At 60.5% G+C, this 2,082-nt stretch carries 2 protein-coding genes and 1 pseudogene; all 3 read left to right on the top strand.

Going from position 1 to position 2,082, the window contains the following annotated elements:
* A pseudogene (locus tag ABJZ52_RS12705) lies at positions 1-721 on the top strand (phage tail protein); the annotation flags it as partial.
* Positions 722-781: 60 nt separating this feature from the next.
* Positions 782-1,297, top strand: a complete 516-nt coding sequence (locus ABJZ52_RS12700) for a phage major tail tube protein (protein WP_213215283.1) — start codon at positions 782-784, stop codon at positions 1,295-1,297.
* A gap of 64 nt (positions 1,298-1,361) precedes the next feature.
* Positions 1,362-1,676, top strand: a complete 315-nt coding sequence (locus ABJZ52_RS12695) for a phage tail assembly protein (RefSeq protein ID WP_348311672.1) — start codon at positions 1,362-1,364, stop codon at positions 1,674-1,676.
* The last annotated feature ends 406 nt before the right edge of the window (positions 1,677-2,082 follow it).

Below are 2,082 nucleotides of genomic sequence, written 5' to 3'. Positions count from 1 at the left end.
TGCGCGCGAAACCATGAGTTCTGAACGCTTGATGCCGGTCGGTGTCGCAGCACGGGTCTATGAAGGTGAGGTGCTGGTCACCCGACCGATGAGCCCACGCGTGGCAGGGCTCATGGTCCGGGTCGACAACAGCACTGGCGGAACGCCTTTCGATCCTTTCGCGAACCGGGCGATCTATGGCCTTGCCGGACTGTCCCGTAAGATCCCGTTCTCGCTGCTGGACGGCTCAACCGAGGGCCAGCAGCTGCTGGAGGCCAATGTGGCAATCGTGGCTGAAGGGGAGACAGGTGTCGACGGCGCGATCTCCGACGGTGGGTATGTGTTCATCGGTACCGACAATGCGGCGACCGGCGAACTCTTTGAACAGATCCACCAGGTGCGCGGTACCGATTACATCGTGACGGAGCTGATCCAGATCACCCGTCAGTTCCTGGGCCGGAAAATGTCGGCCGATACGGTCGAGGCCTGGATCAACTCGATCCAGTTCAAGCTGCGCGATCACAAGGCTGCAGATCATATCCTGGGCTATTCGCCAAGGGACGCCATGTTCACCGCCGATCAAAACTCTCCCGAGAACCTTCGCCTCGGCCGGATCCACCTGGACATCGGCATTGAACCGGCTCCGGTCTTCAAGGTGGCTGAGCATGAGATCCGGCGTTATCTGCCGGCGGTCGAGGGCCTCGTCAACGAGATCGTCTCGCGCCTGACTTCCAGCGCCTGACTTCCAGCGCCTGATTTCCAGCGAACTTTGTGAACAATCAACAACCGACAGGAGCCACATATGGCCAATCCTATCTACATGCTGACCGCCGTGGATGTTCGCCGCGCCGAGGAAGCAGGCACCTCCCGCGCCACAACGATCTCCAAGCTGACCATTCCTGCGATCAAGTTCGCCAATGCCAATCACAATCCGGGCGGCAGCGTCATGGCGGTGGACTTTACCCAGCCCCGGATCGAGGCGCTGGAGCCAGCGTTTTCGGTCAAGGGGATCGACACTGACATTTTCCGGGGCCTTGGCGTACGTGATCGCTGGGTCTTTGCCGGCGCCTACCGGGACAAGACCAACGGTCTGGATGTTCCAGCGCGCGGCGTCATCGAGGGCGCGATTTCCGAATGGGAGCCAGATGAAAGTGACCCTTCTGACTTCCAGGGCTGCAATCATGTCTTCCGGGAAGTGACCCACTTCGAGTTCTCCCTGGACGGCACGGAGCTTTGGTATGCGGATTTTGAGGAACGGATCCTGCGCCGGAATGGCGTCGATCTGTTCGAAGGTGTCCGCCGCGCCCTTGGCGCCTGATCATTGCAGCTCGGGCGCCGACAATGCGGTGCCCGGTTTCCTCCCCAAGACTTCCGGAGTTTCCATGACCACCAAACCCCGCACCAAGACCGTCGATCTTGAATTTCCTTTCGATCGTGAGGGCGTGACCTACAGCCGCCTGACCCTACGCCGCATGCGGGCCGGGGACGCCTTGGTTGCGGAAGGCACAGAGGATGAGGTGATTGCAGGCTATCTGCTGATGGCGGCGCTCTGCGACGTCGATATCGAAGTGATCAAAATGGTCGATATCGAAGACATGGAAAAGCTCTCGGGGGCAATGGAAGTCATGCTGGGAAAGCGTGGAAAGAAAGCTCCGTCCCGCGGGAAGGGCAAGACCCGGTTCGCTGGCGCGACCTGATCGTCCAGTCCGCCCGTGCGCTGAATACGGCGGTGCCGGACATTGAGGACTGGGATATTGACGAGTTCCTCGCCTATGTCGACGCCGCCGGCCGTGTTGCAGCCAGGGAACGGACTGCGACCGAACAATCCAGATGATGATCTGGTGTTCCGCGAGCCTTGGCGCGTCCGGTCATGAGCAGTTCTAAGGCGCGATGCCCGGTCAATTTCTGGCGCCGTTGAATTTCTGACGCAATCAAAGGCTTTGTAACTTGGCAGTCCTTACCTCCACATTGATCGCGAACCTGCGCGACCGGGTCAGCGGCCCGGCGCGCAGGATCTCCGGTTCTCTCGGCCGGCTCCGGGATACTGCCGCCATGAACGCCCGTTCCATGGACCAGATGCGGGGTCGGATCCTGGACGCAGCT

Source organism: Roseibium sp. (assembly GCF_039982295.1).
Classification (GTDB): Bacteria; Pseudomonadota; Alphaproteobacteria; order Rhizobiales; family Stappiaceae; genus Roseibium.
Note: the sequence above shows the minus strand (reverse complement) of the source record. Positions and strands in the feature narration are given on the sequence as shown.

Excerpts from the sequence above, each read along its gene's own strand:
- ABJZ52_RS12695 (WP_348311672.1), top strand. The coding sequence starts at position 1,362 with ATGACCACCAAACCCCGCACCAAGACCGTCGATCTTGAATTTCCTTTC.
- ABJZ52_RS12700 (WP_213215283.1), top strand. The coding sequence starts at position 782 with ATGGCCAATCCTATCTACATGCTGACCGCCGTGGATGTTCGCCGCGCC.